This is a genomic window from Intrasporangium sp. (assembly GCF_039812505.1).
Classification (GTDB): Bacteria; Actinomycetota; Actinomycetes; order Actinomycetales; family Dermatophilaceae; genus Intrasporangium_A.
Window position 1 is genome coordinate 13804 of sequence record NZ_JBDIAQ010000023.1, and the last position, 19783, is coordinate 33586.

Below are 19783 nucleotides of genomic sequence, written 5' to 3' on the forward strand. Positions count from 1 at the left end.
GGTGGGCGCAAGAGGTGCGTCGTGACCGGCCCGGTCAGCTGCTCCGCGGCTGCATGGGGCTGGTCATCGTGCGCGGGTCGAGCAGCCCGTCGAGCTGCTCGGCAGTGAGCCAGCCCTTGGCCAGCACGAGGTCGTAGACACTCGCACCGGTGGCGAGCGCCTCCTTGGCGACCTGGGCGGACCGCTCGTACCCGAGCACCGGGTTCAGCGCGGTGACCAGCCCGATCGAGCGCTGCACGTACCCCAGGCACGTGTCGGCGTTGGCGCTGATGCCCCTGATGCAACGCTCGCGCAGGGTGACGACCGCGTTGGTCAGCAGGATCAGCCCGCTCAGCAGGTCGTAGGCCATGATCGGCTCGGCCATGTTGAGCTCGAGCTCGCTGGCCTCGGCGGCGATCCCGACCGTCGTGTCGAAGCCGATGACCTGGTAGCACACCTGGTTGACCATCTCCGGCACGACCGGGTTCACCTTCCCCGGCATGATCGACGAACCCGGCTGCAGCTGGGGCAGGTTGATCTCGTGCAGGCCGGCGCGTGGGCCGCTGGAGAGCCAGCGCAGGTCGTTGCAGATCTTCGACACCTGGATGGCCGCGCGCTTCATCGCCCCGGAGAAGTACGCGAAGACCCCGGAGTCCTGGGTCGCCTCGACGAGGTCGGCGGCCAGCCGCAGCGGCAGCCCCGAGATGGTCCCGAGACGCTCGGTGACGAGCTCGGCATAGCCCACGGGGCTGTTCAGCCCGGTCCCGATCGCGGTGGCACCCATGTTGATGTCGAGCATCTCCCCCTGAGCGTGCTCGAGGGCGTGGGTCGCCGAGCGGACCATGCCGGCATAGGCCGCGAACTCCTGCCCGAGCGTCATCGGGACGGCGTCCTGGTTCTCGGTGCGACCCATCTTGAGCACCTGGGCGAGCTCGGCGGCCTTCGTGTCGAGCGCCTCCGCGAGCCGTTCGAGGGCGACGACGGCCTCGCGGGAGGTGAGCAGGACGGCGATCTTGACCGCGGTCGGATAGGCGTCGTTGGTCGACTGGGACAGGTTGACGTGGTCGTTGGGGTGCAGCTGCGCGTAGTCTCCGCGCCGGTGTCCCAGCACCTCCAGGGCGCGGTTGGCGATCACCTCGTTCGCGTTCATGTTGGTCGACGTGCCGGCGCCGCCCTGGACCATGTCGACGACGAAGTGCCGGCGCAGCCCACCGCCGATGATCTCGTCACAGGCGGTCGAGATCGCCCGGGCCCGGTCGTCGTCGAGCAGGCCGAGCTCGTTGTTCGCCTGGGCAGCCGCCTTCTTGACCATGGCCAGGGCCACGACGAGGTTGCCGTAGCGACGCAGCTGCTGTCCCGAGATCGGGAAGTTCTCCACGGCCCGGAGGGTCTGCACGCCGTAGTAGGCGCCGGCCGGGACCTCGCGCTCCCCCAGCGAGTCGTGCTCGCGGCGCGTGGTGCTCAGCGGGTCGCTCTCGTCCAGGTGTCCGGCGGCCTGGGCGGTGGCGGTGCGCAGTCGTTCGCGCAGCCGCCCGGCCACCCGGGTGACCAGCTGCAGCCAGCCGGCCGGGTGGTCCTGCCGGAAGCGGTCCACGGCGGCTCGGTCGAGCACCAGCAGCCGCGTCGCGGCGAGGGAACGCAGCGACAACCGGTGTGGGGTTCCCGGCTCGTCGAACAGGAAGCCCTCGGAGACCATCGCCGCGGGCCCGAGCCCACCGATGGGCCGCGGGTCCCCGTGCCGGCCGTGCCAGAGCTCCACGGTGCCCACCAGCACGACGCCGAACCATTCGCGCGGGGTGCCGTGCCGGGCGATCCAGCTGCCCGGCGGGTAGGTCACCTCCCTGCCGTACTCACCGAGCAGGTCCACGAGCGCCTCGTCGGAGTCGTTCAGGTCGGCGATCTCGAGCGGTACGTCGGCGGTCATGACGGATGTTCCTTCCGGGGTCGGATCAGAAGAGCCCTGCTATGCCCAGGCCGGTCGCGACCGCGGTGACGGTGGCGACCAGGCCGGGCAGCATGAACGAGTGGTTCAGCACGAACCGACCGATGCGGGTCGTCCCGCTCTGGTCGAAGCTGATCGCGGCGATGATCGTGCCGTAGGTGGGCAGGAAGAAGTAGCCGTTCACGGCCGGCCACATCGCCGCCAGCGCCGGCCCGCCGATACCCAGCGTGAGCCCGAGCGGCATCAGCGCCTGGGTGGTGGCCGCCTGGCTGAACAGCAGCACCGAGGCGAGGAACAGCCCGATCGCGAAGGTCCACGGGGCGGCCTTTGCCATGTCGCTCAGACCGCCGACCACGAGCTCCTCGTTGGCCGCGATCAGGGTCTGCCCGAGCCAGGCCAGCCCGAAGATCCCGACCAGGGCGACGAACCCCGCCCGGGCCGTCGGCACCCGGGGGATCTCGTCCACGTCGACCCGGTTGACCAGGACGATCAGGGCCGCGACGGCGAGCATCGTGATCTGGATGGTGAGCGCCATACTGACCGGCTCGAGCTCGCCGGTCTTCGCGTCGGGGAAGGACGGGCGCAGCGCCGGAACGGCGCCCAGCACGATGATCGACCCCACCGCCAGCAGGAACATCCACGCGCTGACCCGCCCGGCGGCCCGGCCCGGCTGCGGCCCGGCAGCCGGGTCCGTCGCGGACCCGCCGTCCGAGGCGGCCGCCTCGGACAGGAGGTCGTCCTCGTCCCGCGGCGCGGTCGCGAGCGCGGCGGCCGTCCCGGCGTGCGACCGCCCGAGCTCGGTCCGTCGCGGGATCGGGGCCACCAGCCCGGCCTCGACCCGCTGTCGGAAGACGGGGTCGTCGGCCAGCTCGGCACCGCGCCGGTAGGACAGCACGGCCGCGACCACCACGCCGACGAGGGTGGCCGGCACCGCGATCAGCATGATCCGGGTCAGCGTCATCCCCTCCGGCTCGAGGATCACGATGAGCGCGGCCATCGCCGCCGAGACCGGGCTGGCGGTGATCGCCTGCTGCGAGGCGATGGTCGCGACCGCGATGGGACGCTCCGGACGGATCCCGTTGTCGTGGGCCACCTCGTGGATCACCGGCAGCAGCGGGTAGAAGATGTGACCCGTGCCGGCCCCGAAGGTGAACAGGTAGGCCACCAACGGCGCCACGATGGTGATCTGCTGCGGATACCGTCGGATGATGCGTTCGGCCACCCCGACCAGCCAGGCCACCCCGCCGGCCGCCTCCATCGCGGCGGCCGCGCTGATCACCGCCAGGATGATCAGCATGACGTCGATCGGTGGGGCCGCCGGCTGCTCCCGGAAGACGACGGTGAGGACCAGCACGCCCACCCCACCCCAGAGGCCCAGGGCGATGCCGCCCTTGCGGGCACCGAGGGCGATCACCGCTAGGACGACCGCGAGTTCGACGAAGAACTTCAGCTGCATGATGGCACCTCTTGGGTACTGCAGATGATGTCTGTCTCCTGCATTCGGTACTGCTACATACCGCACAGTACTGTCACACTCACCGCACTACTACATCTTGTACTACTACATTTAGTAGTGCTGAGCGGTCACACTTTGGCACACCCGGGCTTCCCTGTCCAGACGGACCGTCGAGACCTCGCCGAAGCGGCTCAGGGCCGGGCCAGCTGCCGGTCCACGGCGTCGGCGACCACCGTGACCCCAGGCTCCTCGAGGACGATGGTGTAGTGGTTCGCGTCGACGTCGTGCACGGTGACCTCGGGCGGCACGTCGAGCGCCGCCAGCCGGGCCTCGTCGTAGAGGCCCTGGGCCTCGTCCAGCAGCCCCCGATGCGCCCAGAGAAGCTCGAGGGAGCACCCCTGGGCGACCGCCCGGGCCACGGCGCCCCGAGTGTCGGCGTCGGCCAGCACGTCCGCTCCGTCGGCGCGCACCGCATCGAGGACGCAACTGCTGCGCCACTGGCCGTCCCCGGTCGGGACGAGGTCGTGCTCGAGGTACGCGCGCACCGCCGCACCCGCTGGACCCCGCAGCGCGGGGCCGAGTGCGGGGTGCTCGCTCCAGAACCCGACGTATGCCGCCGGGCTCGCGAACCGCATCGACAACCGGTCCATCGCCGGACCGATGACGGCCCGCAGGGCGGCGTCGACGTCGATGCCGGCCGGTGCCGGGAAGGCCAGGCCGCCGTCGACCAGGACGGCTCCGGCGAAGCGCTGCGGGTGGGTGGCCAGCGCGAGGGCCGCCACGAAGGCGCCCATCGAGTGTCCGACGAGCACCGGTCGCGCGTCGCAGGTGTCGGCGATGGCCACGAGGTCCGCGACATGGCCACGCAGCCCGAACGGGCCACCCGCAGCGGCGCTCGCACCACGTCCGCGCAGGTCCGGGGCGAGGAAGCGCACCGCGCCCGGTCCGTGTCGGCGACCGATCTCGTCGGCGACCCGACGCCACGAGAGGCCGTTGGCGGTGATGCCGTGCACGGCGAGCACGGCGGGCGCGCCGTCGGCGGGGTCTCCCACGGTCAGGTCGTGGACACCGACGCTGCCGACCGGGAGCTCGACGACGAAGGCGGGTGCAGCGGTCATGGACCTTCCTTCCGGGACGGTCGGGCGCCCGCATGGCACCCCTCAGGACAGTCGGCTCTGCAGCTCGGCGACGACCGCCTCGGCGGTGAGGCCGAGCTGCTCGAGCACCTGGCCCCGGGAGGCGTGCTCGAGGAACCGCTTCGGGATGCCGTGCAGGTGCACCGGCTGGTCCTGGCCGGCGTCACGCAGGGCCAGGGTGACGGCGCCGCCCACTCCGCCGCTGACGAGGTTGTCCTCGATGACGGCGACGGTACGGGCTCGCTCCGCGAGGGCCACGAGCGAGCCGCTGACCGGCAGGACCCAGCGGGGGTCGACGACGCGGACCGTGCGGCCGAGCGCGGCGATCTTCTCGCCCACCTCGACCGCGAGGCCCGCGAAGGCGCCGACACCGACGACGAGCAGGTCGACCTCGCCGGTGCCGGTCTCGAACAGCACGTCGACGTCGCCGGCCCGGCGCACGGCGGGGATCGGCTCGGTCACGTCGCCCTTCGGGAAGCGCAGCACCGTGGGTCCGTCGGTCACCTCGACGGCCTCCCGAAGCTGGCGGCGCACCTGCTCGCCGTCGCGGGGGGCCGCCAGCCGCAGGCCCGGGACGATCGACAGGAGCGTCATGTCCCACATCCCGTTGTGCGAGGGCCCGTCGCTGCCGGTGACGCCGGCCCGGTCGAGCACGAAGGTCACCCCGGCCCGGTGCAGGGCGCAGTCCATCAGCATCTGGTCGAAGGCCCGGTTCAGGAACGTCGCGTACAGCGCGACCACCGGGTGCAGGCCCGCGTAGGCCAGCCCCGCGGCCATCGTCACCGCGTGCTGCTCGGCGATGCCGACGTCGAACACGCGGTCCGGGTGGGCCGCGGCGAAGCCGTCCAGCCCGACCGGGATCAGCATCGCGGCGGTGAGGGCGACGATGTCCGGCCGCTCCGAGCCGAGCCGGACCAGCTCCTCGTTGAACTCGTCGGTCCAGATCCGGCCGCCGACCTCGAACGGCAGCCCGGTCTCGGGGTTGACCTTGCCGATCCCGTGCATGTGGTCGGCCATGTCGTCGAGGGCCGGCTGGTAGCCGCGGCCCTTCTCGGTGATGACGTGCACGATGACCGGCCCGCCGAACTCCTTGGCCTGACGAAGCGCCCGCTCGACGGCCGGCTCGTCGTGCCCGTCGACCGGGCCGTAGTACTTCAGCCCGAGGTCCTCGAACATCACCTGCGGGGCGACGATGTCCTTCAGCCCCTTCTTGACGCCGTGCAGCGTCTCGAGCACCGGCCCACCGACCAGCGGCGTGCGGGCGAGCGACCGCCTGCCCCACGCGAGGACCTGCTCGTAGCCGCGGGTGGTGCGCAGCGTGGCCAGATGCTCGGCGAGCCCGCCGATCGTGGGGGCGTACGACCGCTCGTTGTCGTTGACGACGATGACCAGGGGCAGGTGCTTGTCGACCGCGATGTTGTTCAGCGCCTCCCAGGCCATGCCGCCGGTCAGGGCACCGTCGCCGACGACCGCGACCGTGTGCCGGCCGGTCTCGCCCAGCACGCGGCGTCCCTTGGCGATGCCGTCGGCCCAGGACAGCGCCGTGGAGGCATGGGAGTTCTCGACGACGTCGTGCTCGGACTCGGCGCGGCTCGGGTAGCCGGACAGCCCGCCCTGCTTCTTGAGCCTGCTGAAGTCATGGCGCCCGGTGAGCAGCTTGTGCACGTAGGACTGGTGCCCGGTGTCGAAGACGATCGTGTCGCGCGGCGAGTCGAAGACCCGGTGCAGCGCGATGGTCAGCTCGACGACCCCGAGGTTGGGTCCGAGGTGGCCGCCGGTCTTGCACACCTCGCCCACGAGGAAGGCCCGGATCTCGTCGGCGAGGTCGGGCAACCGTGCGGCAGGCATGGCTCGCAGGTCTTCCGGGCCGTTGATCGTCTCCAGCAGGCTCACGCTGTGCGTCGTCCTCTCGTACGGTCGTCGGGCCGAGTCTACGACGTCGGTCGCGCCGACCCGCGCCACGTATGCCGCGCGCCGGGCTCGCTCCGTTCCCGCGGTCAAAGCCGGGGGGCGAAGACCCTGCCCTGCAGCGCCTCCAGGAGCAGCCGCGCCGAGCGGGAGGTCGCCAGCAGCCGGATCCCCTCGGCCTCGATCTGCGCCATGACCTCGGACAGCGCCTCCGGGGGCAGGTACGGGCCGAGCGCGACCCGGGCCTCGCGCCACGCCTCACGCATCGCGACGACCTGCCCGTCCAGGTGCCGGCCGGCGAGCCAGGCCAGGGCGACCGGGTGGCGTCGCCACGCGTCGTGGGCGCGGTAGTCGGGTGGGCACTGGTCGAGCAGCCAGAGGACGGCACGCTGCTCCCATCCGGGAGTGTGCGCCGGGGGGACCCCGTCGGGCCAGCCGGGGGGGACGGGCATGCTCATACCGCCAGTGTCGGACACCTCGGCCCTCAGCCCCAGTTCGGCTCCCGGGCAGGTGGCGGCGGCAGCGCCCAGCCCGGCGGATGGACGACATAGGCGATGCCGCGGCTCCCCGCGGCCCAGGCCCGTTCGAACGGCGCGCGCGGGAACACGATCCGGACCGCGTCGGCGTCCGGCTCCCCGCGCGAGCCGGGGTCGTTGCACACCACGTCCCCAGCCGCCGTCAGGCCGATGACGGCCAGCAGGTGACCGGCGGTCGAGTAGCCGGCACCCGGCAGGTCCTGCGGCGTGAACCGCACGGACAGCACGAGAGGTACCCCGGCCCGCAGGAACAGCTCGGCCTCGGCCAGCCCGCGCAGGCGGGTCACGTAGCCGCGCAGTCCGCGCTCGGCGGCATACGCGACGTTGAAGGCCCAGTTGCCCGCCCCGCCGTACGCGTCGTCGAACACGGACGACACGGCGTGGACGACCTCGGGGTCGTCGTCGTGCCCGACCCAGCCCGTCTCGACGGCGTCGGGGCTGCGGCCCCAGTAGCGCAGCAGCATCGTCGTGGCGGTGGGCGAGCACCACGAGCCGCCTCCTCCGCCCCAGTGCACGAAGGTCCCGGCGTGCCGGCGCTGCGACAGCGGCGGTACCGCCAGCTCGACCGGGGGGCCGGCCGCGGACGGCGGCGGGACCGCACCGGCCGGCGCCGCCACGGGCTCGGGAGCGCTGGCGAGCGCGGCCACCAGCCGCACGTCGGGCCACCGGTCGTGACGCTGGGTGTGGGCGGTGAGGCGGACCTGGAACCGGTCGAACGGCGCGGCGGCCAGGAAGGTGTCGGTGACCACCCGGCCCTGACGGAACTCCTGTCCGGTCACGCTGGAGCGTCGCACCGCCCCGCCGCCTTCCGGGTGGCCCGCCGACCAGCGGGCCAGCGTGAACCAGGGCGACCAGCCCGCCGCCCCGCCCCGGACCCGGCCCTGCACGACGAGCCAGGTGCACGCGGGCGTGGTGGCGTTCCACGAGGCGATCAGCTCGGTGGCCTGGAACGGCGACCTCGTCACCGGTGACACCCACCGCCGACCGGCCACCGGCGCGCCCTCGGTGCCGGGATCTGGTGTCCGTGGGGCCCAGCCGGCAGGTGGTTCCCAGATCCACAGGCGAGCACGCACCACCGGCCCAGCATGTCACGTCCGCGACACGGCCTCGGCGGACTTGCGAGTGGTCCCCACGGGCCCATAGGGTCGCCAGGCAAGGTAAGGCTTACCTAACCATCAGGAGCACTCACATGTCCCACAAGCCTCTTGTCCTCGCCGCCCTCGCCTGCGCCGCGCTGCCGCTCGCCGCGTGCGGGACCACGACCGGTCCCGCGGCGTCGTCCGCAGGGCAGCCGAACGTCACCGTGACGCACGCCCAGGGCACGAGCACCGTCCCCGCCGCACCCGGCCGGGTGGTCGTGCTCGACCTCGCCGTCCTCGACACCCTGGACACCCTCGGCCTGGGCGACACCGTGGTCGGCTTGCCGAAGGGCAACCTGCCGGAGTTCCAGAGCGGCTTCAAGGCAGACAAGTACGCCGCGGTGGGCACCTTCTTCGAGCCGGACGTCGAGAAGATCGCCGAGCTCGACCCCGACGTCATCCTGATCGGCGGGCGCAGCGCCAAGGCCTACCCGGAGCTGGCCAAGATCGCCCCGACCGTCGACCTGACCACGAGCGGGCCCGACGCGCTGAAGGACGTGCGCGAGCAGAGCCAGCAGATCGGCGAGATCTTCGGCAAGCAGGACCTCGTCGCCGACAAGCTCGCCGCGCTCGAGAGCAAGGTCGCCGACGTGAAGGCCAAGGCGACCAACGCGGCCCCGGCTCTCGTGCTCATGACCAGCGGGGGCAAGGTGTCCGCCTTCGGCGCCGGCTCGCGCTTCGGCCTCATCCACGACAGCCTCGGCGTGCCGACAGCCGTCCCCGACCTCGAGCAGGACTCGCACGGCCAGGCCGTCAGCTTCGAGTTCATCGCCAAGAAGAACCCGGCGCGGCTGTTCGTCATCGACCGCGACGCCGCGATCGGCCAGCAGGGCACCCCCGCGGCGAAGGTGCTCGACAACCCGCTCGTCACCGGGACCACGGCGTGGCAGGACGGCAAGGTCACCTACCTGGACGGTGCCCGCTGGTACATCCTCGGCGGTGGTCTCGGCAACACGACCCAGATGGTCGAAGCGGTCGGCGCTGCGCTGACCACGTGAGGACCCGATGCGATCCCTCGGCATGACGACCGGGTCGCCGCCCCGGCCGGCCGCCGCGCTCGCGGCCGGCCCGGAGTCCGGTGGGGCTGCCCGGCGGCGGTCCCACCGGACGCGGTCCGGCGTGCTGCTGGTCGCCGGGCTGGTGCTCACCGGGGCACTCGCCGTGGCCTCGCTCGTCGTCGGCGTCGCCGAGCTCGACACCACCGCCCTGCTCACCAGCCGCATCCCACGCACCCTCGCCCTGGTCCTGTGCGGCGCCTCGCTGGCCGTGGCCGGGCTGGTCATGCAGCTGCTGACCCGCAACCCGTTCGTCGAGCCGGCCACCGCCGGCACGATGGAGTTCGCCGGGCTCGGCCTGCTCGCCGCCCTGCTGCTGACCCCGGACGCAGCGCTGCCCCTCAAGATGCTGTTCGGGACCGCGGCGGCGCTGGTCGGCACGGCCGTCTTCATCCGCATCCTCGGGGCGGTGCCCCAGTCCGACATCCTCTCCGTGCCGCTGCTCGGCCTGATGCTCGGCGGTGTCGTGTCGGCCGCGTCGACCTTCATCGCCTATCGCGCGGACCTGCTGCAGAGCCTCGGCTCGTGGATGACCGGGGACTTCTCGGTCGTCCTGGCCGGCCGCTACGAGCTGCTCTGGGCGGCGGGGGCCGCGACCGGCGTGGTCGTGCTGCTCGCCGACCGGTTCACCGTGGCGGGGCTCGGGGCCGACGTCGCGACCGGCCTCGGCGTGAACCACGCGCGCGCCCTCGCGATCGGCCTGTCCATCGTCGCGGTCGTCACGGCCACGATCGTGGTCACCGTCGGGATGCTGCCGTTCATCGGGCTCGTCGTGCCGAACGTCGTGTCCCGCTTCGTCGGCGGCAACGCCCGGCGCTCCATCCCGTGGGTGGCCCTGCTCGGCGTCGCGCTGGTGCTGGCCTGCGACCTCGGGGCGCGACTGCTCGTGCACCCCTACGAGCTGCCGATCGGCACGATCATGGCGGTCGTCGGCGGGGCCGCCTTCATCGTCCTGCTCCTGAAGGGTCCGCATCATGTCCGCTGAGCTGGCTCCGGCGCCGGAGTCCTCGCCACGCCTGTCGGGCCGGGCCGGACCGGACGCTGCGTGGCTGCCGGCTGCCCGGCGGCGCCTGGCCCTGCTCGGCGGCACGGTCCTGCTGGTGGTCACCGGCTTCCTGACCCTCGGCGTGAGCGGCAGCTGGGCCTTCGTCCTCGAGCGCCGCGCGAGCACCCTGGCCACCATGGTCGTGGTAGCGGTGGCCATCGCCGTCTCGACCGTGGTGTTCCACACCCTCACCACCAACCACATCCTGACGCCCGGGGTGATGGGCTTCGACTCGCTCTACATCCTGGTGCAGACCGTCGGCGTGCTCGTGTGGGGCACGACGTGGACGACGAGCATCGGCGACGTGCCCCGCTTCGGCCTGGAGACCCTGCTGCTGCTCGGCTTCGCCCTGCCGGTGCTGCGCTGGGTGTTCGTCACGCGGCGGCACAGCATCGAGCTGGTCGTCCTGATGGGCATCGTCGCGGGTGGGCTCTTCCGCGCCGGCTCCGGCTTCCTGCAGCGGATCATGGACCCGAGCCAGTTCATCGTCCTGCAGGACACCTTCTTCGCCGACTTCAACTCGGCGAGCCCGGCACTGCTGGCCACCTGCGCCGCCGTCGTCGGGGCCATCGGCGTCGTCGTATGGCGCGACCGGCACACCCTCGACGTGCTCTCCCTCGGCCGCGAGAGCGCCACCGCGCTCGGCGTCGACCATCGCCGGGTGATGATGCGCCACCTGGTGCTCGTCACGGTGCTCGTCAGCGCGTCCACCGTCCTGGTCGGCCCGTCGACCTTCTTCGGCCTGCTCGTCGTGCACGTCGGGTACCGCATCGTGCGCACCCACCGCCACGTCGTCACCCTGCCGGCCGCCGCGCTTACCGGCATCGTCTGCCTCGTCGGCGGCCAGCTGCTCTTCGAGCGGGTCCTCGGCTTCGAGGGCAGCCTCTCGATGATCGTCGAGTTCCTCGGCGGCCTGACCTTCATCGCCCTGTTCCTGCGGAGGGCCCGCGCATGATCACCATCCAGAACGTCACGAAGGCGTATGGCGGCACGGTCGTGGTCGACGGCGTCAGCCTCGAGCTGCCCCGGGGCGGCGTGACGAGCCTGGTCGGGCCCAACGGGGCCGGCAAGTCCACCCTGCTGTCGATGATGAGCCGGCTGCTGACCCCCGACTCCGGTGCCGTGCTCCTCGACGGCCTCGACGTGGCCAGGGCCCCCGGCCGGCAGGTCGCCCGGCGCCTGGCGGTGCTGCGCCAGGAGAACCACCTGACGGTGCGACTCACCGTGCGCGACCTGGTGACCTTCGGCCGGTTCCCGCACTCGAAGGGCCGGCCGACCCTCGAGGACATCGGCAAGGTCGACGAGGCGCTGGGCCGTCTGGGCCTGCTACGTCTCGCCGACCGGTTCCTGGACGAGCTGTCCGGCGGGCAGCGCCAACGAGCGTGCGTGGCGATGGTCCTCGCGCAGGGAACCGACTACGTGCTGCTCGACGAACCGCTGAACAACCTGGACATGCGACACGCCGCCGCCATGATGCGCAACCTGCGCAGCGCGGCCGACGAGCTGCAGCGTACGGTGGTGCTTGTCGTACACGACATAAACGCCGCATCGGTCTACTCGGACCACATCGTGGCGCTGCGTGACGGCCGGGTCGTGGCGCAGGGCACCCCGCGGCAGATCATGCGACCCGAGCTGCTCGAGGAGGTCTTCGGCGTCCCTATCCGGGTCGAGCGCATCGACGGGCACCTCGTGGGGCACCACTTCATCCCCTGCCGGGCTGATCCAGCACTGGCCGTCGCACCCGCACCGGCCGCCACTTCCGCACTGAAGGAGACGCGTGACCTCGACACCACCGACCGTCCACGAGAGCCGAGCCGAGGTCGCCACGGTGCGACCGGCACGTTATGCCAAACAGCTGGCCGCGCACCTGGGTCGCCGGGTGCCGGCCGTGCCGACCGGGACCGGGCACCGGTTGACGATCGCCGGAGGTGAGTGCGAGCTCGAGGTGCACGAGGACAGTGCGCTCCTCGTGCTGCTCGCCACCGCGCCCGACACCGAGTCCCTGGCCCGGGTGCAGGACGTGGTCGGCCGCCACCTGGTCGGGTTCGGCGCCCGCGACCAGCTCGTCGTCGAGTGGTCGCCGGGTCACGCGACATGAGGCCTCGCGGCACGCCTGACGGTGGTTGACGGGGTGCTCGGGCCAGGGCCCCGTACGGGCGTTCTTGTGACCGGCGGTCGCCCCGGGCATGCTGGCCGGGGACAGACCCTACGAGCCGACCCAAGAGGAGCACCCCGATGAGCACACCGGCCACCACGACGCTGATGACGCCCTCCCCCGAGCTGGTCGAGCAGATGGTGGCGATGCGGCACGACCTGCACCGCAACCCCGAGCTCGGTACCGAGCTGCCGCGCACCCAGGCGGCGGTCCTCGAACGGATCGGCGACCTGCCCGATCTCGAGGTCGTCGCGGGCACCCGGCAGTCCTCGGTCACCGCGGTCCTGCGCGGCGGCGGCCCGGTCTCGGGTCAGCGGCCGCTCGTCCTGCTCCGGGGGGACATGGACGCCCTGCCGGTGACCGAGGACACCGGGCTGCCCTACTCGTCGCAGGTGCCGGGGCGGATGCACGCCTGTGGCCACGACGTGCACACCGCGGCGCTGTGGGGCGCTCTGGTGATGTTGAACGCGCACCGCGCCGAGCTGCTCTGCGACGTGGTGTTCATGTTCCAGCCCGCCGAGGAGGCCTCGGTCGGGGCCAGGTGGATGATCGAGGACGGGGTCCTCGACGCGGCGGGCCGCCGGCCGGACGCGGCCTTCGGGCTGCACGTGTTCTCGGGGATGCTGCCGCACGGGCAGTTCGCCACGCGGCCCGGTGTGTTCATGGCGGGGTGCGACGACATGCGCGCGGTGGTCACCGGGCAGGGCGGCCACGGGTCCTCGCCCCACCTGGCCCTGGACCCCGTGCCGGTGGCCTGCGAGATCACGCTCGCGCTGCAGACCCACGTCAACCGGCGCTACTCCGGGTTCGAGCCGATCGTGCTGACCGTCGGCCGGATCGCGGCCGGGACCGACTCGGCGATCATCCCCGCGACGGCCGAGATCGACCTGACGATCCGGACCTTCTCCGAGGCAGCCAAGGCCCGTGCCGTCGAGGAGGTCCCGCGGCTCATCGAGGGGATCGCGGCGGCGCACGGGCTCTCGGCCGAGGTCAGCTGCCCGCCCGACTACCCGGTCACCGTCAACGACCCGGCCGAGACGGCCTACCTCGTCGAGACCATCACCGAGTGCTTGGGCGCGGACGCGGTCACCGAGCGGGACGAGCCGCTGGCCGGTTCGGAGGACTTCTCCTGGGTGCTGCGCGAGGTGCCCGGCGCCTTCGTCATGCTCGGTGCCGGGATCCCCGGCCATCCCGAGGAGACGAACCACTCGCCCCGCGCGACCTTCGACGACGCGATGCTGCCCCGGGCGGCGACGACGCTGGCCATGCTGGCCTGGCGGCGCGGCCGCTAGGCCAGCCCGGGCTCAGCCGGCCGAGACGTCGACCGAGCGCTCCGGCCGGGCTCCGGCGGCTCGCCGGGCAGCCTCGGCGACAGCCAGCACGATCAGGTTGGCGACCAGCCCGAAGATGCCCACGCTGATCGCCCACGGCGCGGTGAGCCAGAAGGTGTAGAGGATCACGACCAGCAGCCCGGCCAGCAGCCCGGCGATCACGCTGCGACCGCTGACCTGCCCAGGCAGGAACAGCGCCAGCGCGATGGCCGGTGCGAGCTGGTCCAGCCCGCTGAAGGTGAGCAGCAGCAGGTTCGCCAGCAGGTTGGGCATCACCAGCGCCAGCACCAGCGCGAAGAAGGTCGCCACCACCACGGTGGCCTGGGTGATCGTGAACTGCTGTCGCTCGGAGCTGGTGCGGAAGATGTTGCGGGACACCAGCGTCGACATGCCGATCAGCAGCGCCGCCGAGGGCACCATCGCGGTCGCGATCCCGGCGACCGCGACCAGCCCCATGACCCACTCGGGGAACGCCTGGGCGGACAGGTGCAGCAGGGCCGCGTCGGGGTCGGTGTCGGCACCGAGGATGACGAAGGCGACGTAGCCGACGACCAGGGGCAGCACGATCATCGAGTTGTACAACGGCAGCCACAGGTAGTTGCGGCGCAGCACCGTCGAGCTGCGGGCCGACATGATCGGCGGCCAGGCGTGCGGCAGCGTCATGAACATCACCCCGACCATGCTGATCGCCATGTTGGAGATGAACCAGGGGATGCCGAACTCGCCCGTGCCCTGCACGTACAGCATCTCGGGCGCCTTCTCCTGCACCTCGTGGAAGACGTTGGTGAAGCCGCCGGTGAAGTGGATCGGCACCCCGATGCACACCACCATCAGCATGATGAGCATGAGCGCGTCCTTGAAGTACGCGGTCGTGGCGACGCCGCGCAGGCCGGACCAGAGCACGAACGCCACCACGAGCACGAAGCCGACGATCATGCTCCAGGTCTGCGACGCGGCGCTGCCGGTCACCAGCTGCACGATCAGTCCCAGACCGGTGATCTGCAGCTGCAGGTAGGGCAGCAGGAACACCACGCCCGCGACGGCGGCCAAGGCGCCGAGGCTGCGGGAGCGGTAGCTGTCCTCGAGGAAGTCGGCCTGGGTCAGGTACCCACGCGCCCTGGCCCGGCGCCAGATCACCGGCGCGACGAAGTACAGCACGAGGTAGCCGAGCGGCACGTACGGCATCGAGTAGAAGACCCCGGCGCCGCCGGCGACCACCAGCCCGGCGGTGCCGAGGAAGGTGAACGTCGTGAAGATCTCGCCGGCCTGCAGCAGCCAGGTGGTGGCGACGCCGAACGAGCGCCCACCGACCGTCCAGTCGGTGATGTCCGCGTTCGGGTGGCGCCGGCCCAGGAAGCCGAGGATCGCGATGAAGATCATGCCGGCCAGCACGACGGCCTCGAGCGTGGTCATGCGATCCCCTCCTCGCGCCGGTGCTGCTCCGCCTCGCGCCGTTCGCCCTCACGGGCGGCCTGCTCGTCGAGCCGGTCCTGCTCCTCGTCGTCGACCCGGGTGCGCTCGACGAACACCAGCACGAGGGTGACCAGCGCGCTGCCGGGGACGGTGGTCCACCAAAGGATCGTGGGCAGGCCGAGCCACAGGTGCGGGCCGTTGAGCGCCGGCAGCCACTGCAGGAGGTACGCACACACCATGGGGGTCGCCAGCGCCACCCCCCACAGGATCTTCATCCGGGCGGACGGCGCCTTGGCCAATGCAGGTCGTGACATCGGGCTTCCTTCCCGCCGGCCGAGCCGGCGTTTGGGCCAGAACAGGGCCGGCCGCCGAACCGGGCGCAGCCCCGTGCCATCCTCCACGCGGCGGTACGGTCCCGCAACAACCACGGTCTGCCCGGTATGTCGCCCGACCCGTCAGCCGGACGTGCGGTCAGGCCGGGGTGAGGGCGCGTCGCAGGGCCGGGGGGAGATCGGTCTTGGTCGCCGACCCCGAGCCGACCCAGACGTACGTGATCACGCAGGTGGCCGTGAGGACGGGGTCGTCACCGGCGCGCCAGATCTCGTGGCGCAACGTGAACGACGTGACGCCGACCCGCTCGGCCGAGACCCTGATCTCGGCGCGGTCGCGCGGCTGCAGGCTGGCAACCCAGTCGATCTCGGCATGCCGGACCAGGGCGTTGCCGTGCTCCTGCGCCAGATGGTCGGGGCCGAACCCGGCGCGTTCGAGGAAGGCCCACTTCGCGTCCTCGCACCAGGTCAGGTAGTGCGAGTTGAACACCACCCCGGCCAGGTCGATCTCGGAGAACTTGACCGCGACGGGATAGCTGAACGACATCGACCGCATCCTGGATCTGCTCGGTACCGGGGAAGGGTCCGGCCGCACGCCGGATGTGGGCGAGCCGGGCCCCCACCAACCTAGCGCCCGCGCGCCGATGCCCGCACGGCCCTCACGACGGGCGGCGGGCGCCATCCGCCCGGGATCACCTCCGGACGCGCGCTGAGTGTCGCGGACGACTGCAGTCCAGCTGCTCGGTCGGTCGGAGGCGTGTCCGTGGCGGTCGGGGCGCGTCCAGAGGTAGCCAGTCTCGTCCACCGCTGTGGAAGTCGACCTCCAGGCCCACGTCGATGAACTGCATGTCGGCGGTTACGGTGCTCACCTCCTGCGCTTCCGGGTCCTGACCCACCACGCCGGGAGGTAACCCACCAGGAGCGGAGGCCCCGCTCCTACATCGCATCAGGGCCTGTTGCCGTCAGCAGCGCGACGCATTCGACGTGGTGCGTCATCGGGAACACACCGGCGACCTTATGCGGGACTGCGGGTCTTTGCGCTCGGCTGCGATCGAGGGCGGAATCGGCCCCTGACCTGCGCCGATGCCGATTCCGTGCGCTGTTATTGGCGGCAGCCGATTGTGGGCTTTTGCGAATCAAAGTGCGCCCAAAGTGCGCCCAGGTGTCAGCAGTCGCGGTCGCTCGCAAACGAGCACACAATCGGGTCGTGAGGTCACTCCCCAGCGTAGGCCGAGCTGGTCGGCTGAGTGAACCGCGAGGTGCCCCTCCTCCGCAGCCCTTCGGCCGCTAGAATCGACACAGGAGGTGCCCCGATGACCACGCAGAACGTCCCACTCAGCGACCACGGCCGAGAGTACGTCGCTGCTGTCGTCGAGAGTGGCGAGGCGAAGGACGCGGCCGAAGTCGTCGACTTCGCACTCCGGAAGATGGAAGCGGACCGGCGGGCACACGGCGCCAAGGTCGAGGCTTTCCGCGAGGCAGTTCAGACGGGGCTTGATGACCTAGACAACGGTCGGTTCACCGCAGTCGCGGTTGAGGACCTCCCCTCCTTCATCAACGGGCTGAGCCCACGTCTCTCCCAGAGCACGCCGGGGCAGTGAAGCTCGAGCCTCATATCTCGGGCTCGGCCCAGAACGACATCGCACACGTACTGGAGTGGTCCTTCGACAACTTCGGCGCCGCCGCCGAAGCCCGATACGCAGCGCTCATCGCCGCCGCGATCGCCCACGCCGCTCAGGACCCCAATGCCGTTGGATTCAAGAAGCGAACCGAGTTGCCCGGCGACGTCCTCAGCTGGCACCTCGCCCAGAGCGTCTTGCACAGTCCAGGCGGCCGGGTGCGTCAGCCAAGGCACCTCCTGATCTGTCGCTGGGTCGGCGATCAGCTCCAAGTCGCCTCGCCTCCTGCACGAAGTCCAGGACCCGCGCTGAACTTTGACCCAGCAACTGACTGGCAGTAACCGGCATCACCCCCTCGGTCGACGCAGCGTGTACACCTACCGTGCATGCCACTCTCCATCCACTCCCCCGACGAGCTGATCGCGGTCATCCCGCACCTGCTCGGTTTCAAGCCCGAAGAGCCCATCGTCTTCATGCCGATGGGCTCCGACCTGCCGGTCGCCCGCGTCGACCTGCCGACCACTCCCCGTGACCGCGAGGTCGTGTGGCGCTCCATCCTCGACGCCTACGGCCGCTACTCCCAGCCCGGCTCCAGCCTCACAGTCGTCTGCCTCACCTCGGACCGCGAACTGGCCACCGATGTCGGCCACGATTTCGCCGCCCGGTTCGAGTCCATCGGCATCGACACCCGCGTCATGCTGTGGGCCGACGAGACCCGCTGGGCCAACCTCGACACCGGCGACATGGGCCTCCAGACCGAAGCAGCCAGGGAACGGATCGCCGCGGCAACCGTCTTGACCGGCCGGCCCCAGCCGGCTGCGACTCGTGACTCACTCGCGGCCTCCCTGGTCGGCGACCGGGAGCCCGTCGCTCGTCTCCTGCCCGAGGCTCGCGATGCGGCACGCGAGAACATCGCGAAGCTGGAGGGACGCTGGGCGCTGAGCCGGATGCAGCGGTTCCACCGCGACGGCGTACGGCTCTCCGACGCTGACGCAGCTCGCCTACTCGTCGCTATTGAGTCCATCTCGACCCGGGACCGACTGTGGCTCGATATGAACCAGGGCAACGCCCCCTCGCATGTCGCACTGTGGACGGACATGACCCAGCGTGCACCCGACGAAGTCCGAGCGGCTCCCGCCTCTCTGCTCGGCTTCGCGAGTTGGCTCAGCGGCCACGGCGCCCTGGCGTGGTGCGCGCGCTCGACCAGGTGGACAAGCCCTACGCCCTCGCCAACCTCGTCGCCGCTGCGGTGCAGACGGGCATGCACCCACGCGAGTGGGAGGCAGCGAGCCGTCCCACCGAGCGAGGCCTGGAGAACGTGGCCGATTTCATCGCCCATCGGGCTGCTGCCCAGGCCGGACCGGCTCAAGCCGCGCCGGGGCTCTCTGAGGAGGTCGGCATGGACATCACCTACCGCCCCGCCCACACCCAACGAGTCGGCCCGAACGATTGCTTGCATGGCTGTTGCGACGAAGCCCGACGATGCCGCCCGTCGGGGCCCGAATCGACTTCGCCCGGGCCGAACCCCTCGAAGTCACGCAGACTTGAAATGCGTCGCGAGTGCCTCGCGTACGGACTGCACCTCAATCGAGCCCTCTGCCTCGACCAGAAGCTTGGCGAGCCGCTTGGGCCAGAGTACCTGCACACCACGGGTTGCGAAGGCTCCACCGATCAGCGGCCAGTCGGCCTCAACAAAGCAGAGCGAGCCGATGACAGGAATGTCGCCGACAACCTCGCGCACCAGGTCGACTTGCTTGAGTACGCCGTCGACCAACTTGGTGCAGTCGCGCCGACCAACGAGCACCTTCTCGACCTTCGGCCGAAGGATGCCGCCTTCGATCTTCAGTTCGGGGCGACCCTTGTACCGCTTCGCGTCGATCACCCAGATGCCAGCATTCGTGACTGCGATGTGGTCGATGTTGGCCTTCGAGCCAGGGATGCGCCGGTCGTGCAAGATCGCGATGGACTCCGACGCCAGTGTGTCGAGGCGGGCACCCAGGCGCTCCTCGTCGATTGCACCGGTCGCCCACACCTTCGTGCTCCGCTTCTCGTCGGACAACGCAACGGCGATGCCGCCGAGCTTGCCCCACCGCTGGCGCAGCCGTTCCTCGTCCTTCGCCTTGCGGCGCTCGTACTCGCGGCGAGCCGAGGAGCCCGCGACGCCTGCTTCCTCGGCGGGGTCGACGGCGACGGGCTCAACAATCACGGCCGCATCGATGAGAGCGGCGTCGACCGGGCACTCGATGCATCGAACAGTCTTGGTGGAACGCTTGTAGATCGCCTCCTCCTTCGCGGGGAGGCCAATGCCGCAAAGACGGCAAACCCCGGCGTAGCGGAGCTTCATCCGCTTGTCGTCGCTCGTTTCGGTCACTGCTGCGCCTGAAGCCAGTCACTCATCGCCGTGTTCACGGCGTCGGACGAGTAGACATCGCTCGGCCAGGATGAGACGCGGCGAGTAAGGCCCTGGGTGTGGTCGTTGAGGTTCTGCTGGAAGACGCCGTCCATGTGGATACGAGGCGATCCGCCGTTCCACGCGGTCGCGCCGTTGCCGCCGAGGTCTGCGAGGTGGGCAGCTTGATTGACGACATCGCCCATGTATACGACGTCGTTGAGGGTGCTTCCTTTGTGCCCCGCCTTGGTCATCAGGGCGCGGCCGTACGACAGGCCGATGCCGAAGCGAATCGGAGTGCTAAGTCCCGCCTTCTTCATCTTGAAGGCCAGCACGTTCTCCAGGATGTTC

General features: G+C 71.0%; 18 protein-coding genes. 7 read left to right on the forward strand and 11 right to left on the reverse strand.

What is annotated here, in order from left to right; genetic code table 11:
• Positions 1 to 34: 34 nt before the first annotated feature.
• The 6 genes from WMI84_RS05300 to WMI84_RS05325 form a co-directional block, all read right to left on the reverse strand.
• Positions 35 to 1903 carry an aspartate ammonia-lyase gene (locus tag WMI84_RS05300; RefSeq protein ID WP_347351062.1) on the reverse strand — a complete coding sequence of 623 codons (1869 nt, stop codon included), beginning with the start codon at positions 1901 to 1903 and terminating at the stop codon, positions 35 to 37.
• A 25-nt stretch (positions 1904 to 1928) separates the two neighbouring features.
• Positions 1929 to 3377 carry an anaerobic C4-dicarboxylate transporter family protein gene (locus WMI84_RS05305; RefSeq protein ID WP_347351064.1) on the reverse strand — a complete coding sequence of 483 codons (1449 nt, stop codon included), beginning with the start codon at positions 3375 to 3377 and terminating at the stop codon, positions 1929 to 1931.
• 191 nt (positions 3378 to 3568) lie between these two features.
• Positions 3569 to 4495 (reverse strand): alpha/beta hydrolase, encoded by a 927-nt coding sequence (locus WMI84_RS05310; RefSeq protein ID WP_347351066.1) that lies wholly within the window; start codon positions 4493 to 4495, stop codon positions 3569 to 3571.
• A gap of 42 nt (positions 4496 to 4537) precedes the next feature.
• A complete protein-coding gene (gene dxs / locus WMI84_RS05315) occupies positions 4538 to 6406 on the reverse strand; it encodes a 1-deoxy-D-xylulose-5-phosphate synthase (RefSeq protein WP_347351068.1) in 1869 nt (622 codons plus the stop codon).
• A 104-nt stretch (positions 6407 to 6510) separates the two neighbouring features.
• Positions 6511 to 6879 carry a hypothetical protein gene (locus WMI84_RS05320; RefSeq protein WP_347351069.1) on the reverse strand — a complete coding sequence of 123 codons (369 nt, stop codon included), beginning with the start codon at positions 6877 to 6879 and terminating at the stop codon, positions 6511 to 6513.
• A 26-nt stretch (positions 6880 to 6905) separates the two neighbouring features.
• Positions 6906 to 7922, reverse strand: coding sequence for a C39 family peptidase (locus WMI84_RS05325; protein ID WP_347351070.1), 1017 nt, complete (start codon positions 7920 to 7922; stop codon positions 6906 to 6908).
• Positions 7923 to 8146: 224 nt separating this feature from the next.
• Here WMI84_RS05325 and WMI84_RS05330 point away from each other — a divergent pair, with 224 nt between their 5' ends.
• The 6 genes from WMI84_RS05330 (at position 8147) to WMI84_RS05355 (ending at position 13643) form a co-directional block, all read left to right on the forward strand.
• Positions 8147 to 9094: a siderophore ABC transporter substrate-binding protein gene (locus tag WMI84_RS05330; protein ID WP_347351072.1), complete on the forward strand. Its 948-nt coding sequence runs from the start codon at positions 8147 to 8149 to the stop codon at positions 9092 to 9094.
• A gap of 22 nt (positions 9095 to 9116) precedes the next feature.
• Positions 9117 to 10136: an iron chelate uptake ABC transporter family permease subunit gene (locus WMI84_RS05335; RefSeq protein WP_347351074.1), complete on the forward strand. Its 1020-nt coding sequence runs from the start codon at positions 9117 to 9119 to the stop codon at positions 10134 to 10136.
• Positions 10126 to 11151 carry an iron chelate uptake ABC transporter family permease subunit gene (locus tag WMI84_RS05340; RefSeq protein WP_347351076.1) on the forward strand — a complete coding sequence of 342 codons (1026 nt, stop codon included), beginning with the start codon at positions 10126 to 10128 and terminating at the stop codon, positions 11149 to 11151. Before WMI84_RS05335 ends, WMI84_RS05340 begins: the two co-directional genes overlap by 11 nt.
• Positions 11148 to 12128 carry an ATP-binding cassette domain-containing protein gene (locus WMI84_RS05345; protein WP_347351078.1) on the forward strand — a complete coding sequence of 327 codons (981 nt, stop codon included), beginning with the start codon at positions 11148 to 11150 and terminating at the stop codon, positions 12126 to 12128. The genes WMI84_RS05340 and WMI84_RS05345 overlap by 4 nt, the downstream gene beginning before the upstream one ends.
• Positions 12025 to 12294 carry a DUF2218 domain-containing protein gene (locus WMI84_RS05350; protein WP_347351079.1) on the forward strand — a complete coding sequence of 90 codons (270 nt, stop codon included), beginning with the start codon at positions 12025 to 12027 and terminating at the stop codon, positions 12292 to 12294. Before WMI84_RS05345 ends, WMI84_RS05350 begins: the two co-directional genes overlap by 104 nt.
• A 137-nt stretch (positions 12295 to 12431) precedes the next feature.
• Positions 12432 to 13643 carry a M20 family metallopeptidase gene (locus WMI84_RS05355; RefSeq protein ID WP_347351081.1) on the forward strand — a complete coding sequence of 404 codons (1212 nt, stop codon included), beginning with the start codon at positions 12432 to 12434 and terminating at the stop codon, positions 13641 to 13643.
• 12 nt (positions 13644 to 13655) lie between these two features.
• On the opposite strand, the gene WMI84_RS05360 is transcribed toward WMI84_RS05355, so the two are convergent.
• From WMI84_RS05360 to WMI84_RS05370, 3 genes are all read right to left on the reverse strand, one after another.
• Complete coding sequence (locus tag WMI84_RS05360; RefSeq protein WP_347351082.1) at positions 13656 to 15095, reverse strand: sodium:solute symporter family protein; 1440 nt, start codon at positions 15093 to 15095, stop codon at positions 13656 to 13658.
• Positions 15092 to 15409, reverse strand: a complete 318-nt coding sequence (locus WMI84_RS05365; RefSeq protein ID WP_347351083.1) for a hypothetical protein — start codon at positions 15407 to 15409, stop codon at positions 15092 to 15094. The genes WMI84_RS05360 and WMI84_RS05365 overlap by 4 nt, the downstream gene beginning before the upstream one ends.
• A 157-nt stretch (positions 15410 to 15566) precedes the next feature.
• Positions 15567 to 15971 carry a thioesterase family protein gene (locus tag WMI84_RS05370; protein ID WP_347351084.1) on the reverse strand — a complete coding sequence of 135 codons (405 nt, stop codon included), beginning with the start codon at positions 15969 to 15971 and terminating at the stop codon, positions 15567 to 15569.
• A 766-nt stretch (positions 15972 to 16737) separates the two neighbouring features.
• Here WMI84_RS05370 and WMI84_RS05375 point away from each other — a divergent pair.
• On the forward strand, positions 16738 to 17025 hold the full coding sequence (locus WMI84_RS05375) for a hypothetical protein (RefSeq protein WP_347351086.1): 288 nt from the start codon (positions 16738 to 16740) through the stop codon (positions 17023 to 17025).
• 1552 nt (positions 17026 to 18577) lie between these two features.
• Here WMI84_RS05375 and WMI84_RS05380 read toward each other — a convergent pair.
• Positions 18578 to 19414: a nuclease-related domain-containing protein gene (locus WMI84_RS05380; RefSeq protein ID WP_347351087.1), complete on the reverse strand. Its 837-nt coding sequence runs from the start codon at positions 19412 to 19414 to the stop codon at positions 18578 to 18580.
• On the reverse strand, positions 19411 to 19783 hold a 373-nt coding region (locus tag WMI84_RS05385; protein ID WP_347351089.1), incomplete at its 5' end, for a hypothetical protein. The genes WMI84_RS05380 and WMI84_RS05385, both read right to left, overlap by 4 nt.

Bases quoted from the DNA above. Each gene is read 5' to 3' on its own strand.
- WMI84_RS05300 (WP_347351062.1), bottom strand. From the start codon at position 1,903: ATGACCGCCGACGTACCGCTCGAGATCGCCGACCTGAACGACTCCGAC.
- WMI84_RS05305 (WP_347351064.1), bottom strand. From the start codon at position 3,377: ATGCAGCTGAAGTTCTTCGTCGAACTCGCGGTCGTCCTAGCGGTGATC.
- WMI84_RS05310 (WP_347351066.1), bottom strand. From the start codon at position 4,495: ATGACCGCTGCACCCGCCTTCGTCGTCGAGCTCCCGGTCGGCAGCGTC.
- WMI84_RS05320 (WP_347351069.1), bottom strand. From the start codon at position 6,879: ATGAGCATGCCCGTCCCCCCCGGCTGGCCCGACGGGGTCCCCCCGGCG.
- WMI84_RS05330 (WP_347351072.1), top strand. From the start codon at position 8,147: ATGTCCCACAAGCCTCTTGTCCTCGCCGCCCTCGCCTGCGCCGCGCTG.
- WMI84_RS05335 (WP_347351074.1), top strand. From the start codon at position 9,117: ATGACGACCGGGTCGCCGCCCCGGCCGGCCGCCGCGCTCGCGGCCGGC.
- WMI84_RS05340 (WP_347351076.1), top strand. From the start codon at position 10,126: ATGTCCGCTGAGCTGGCTCCGGCGCCGGAGTCCTCGCCACGCCTGTCG.
- WMI84_RS05345 (WP_347351078.1), top strand. From the start codon at position 11,148: ATGATCACCATCCAGAACGTCACGAAGGCGTATGGCGGCACGGTCGTG.
- WMI84_RS05355 (WP_347351081.1), top strand. From the start codon at position 12,432: ATGAGCACACCGGCCACCACGACGCTGATGACGCCCTCCCCCGAGCTG.
- WMI84_RS05360 (WP_347351082.1), bottom strand. From the start codon at position 15,095: ATGACCACGCTCGAGGCCGTCGTGCTGGCCGGCATGATCTTCATCGCG.
- WMI84_RS05365 (WP_347351083.1), bottom strand. From the start codon at position 15,409: ATGTCACGACCTGCATTGGCCAAGGCGCCGTCCGCCCGGATGAAGATC.
- WMI84_RS05370 (WP_347351084.1), bottom strand. From the start codon at position 15,971: ATGTCGTTCAGCTATCCCGTCGCGGTCAAGTTCTCCGAGATCGACCTG.
- WMI84_RS05375 (WP_347351086.1), top strand. From the start codon at position 16,738: ATGACCACGCAGAACGTCCCACTCAGCGACCACGGCCGAGAGTACGTC.